1 rRNA gene is annotated in these 551 nt (G+C 55.5%); it reads left to right on the top strand.

The features are described 5' to 3' along the window. A 16S ribosomal RNA gene (locus tag WFH04_RS18120) occupies window positions 1–523 on the top strand; the annotation flags it as partial. Window positions 524–551: the final 28 nt, after the last annotated feature.

Here is a 551-nt window from a genome sequence, read left to right on the forward strand (position 1 = left end):
CTTTCCCTTCGGGGACAGCGGTGACAGGTGGTGCATGGTTGTCGTCAGCTCGTGTCGTGAGATGTTGGGTTAAGTCCCGCAACGAGCGCAACCCTTGATCTTAGTTGCCAGCATTCAGTTGGGCACTCTAAGGTGACTGCCGGTGACAAACCGGAGGAAGGTGGGGATGACGTCAAATCATCATGCCCCTTATGACCTGGGCTACACACGTGCTACAATGGACGGTACAAAGGGCTGCGAACCCGCGAGGGGGAGCCAATCCCATAAAACCGTTCCCAGTTCGGATTGCAGGCTGCAACTCGCCTGCATGAAGCCGGAATCGCTAGTAATCGTGGATCAGCATGCCACGGTGAATACGTTCCCGGGTCTTGTACACACCGCCCGTCACACCACGAGAGTTTGTAACACCCGAAGTCGGTGGGGTAACCCTTACGGGAGCCAGCCGCCGAAGGTGGGACAGATGATTGGGGTGAAGTCGTAACAAGGTAGCCGTATCGGAAGGTGCGGCTGGATCACCTCCTTTCTAAGGATATTTACGGAATATGAACCAC

Origin of the sequence: Sporosarcina sp. USHLN248 (assembly GCF_037144575.1) — a bacterium.
Classification (GTDB): Bacteria; Bacillota; Bacilli; order Bacillales_A; family Planococcaceae; genus Sporosarcina; species Sporosarcina contaminans.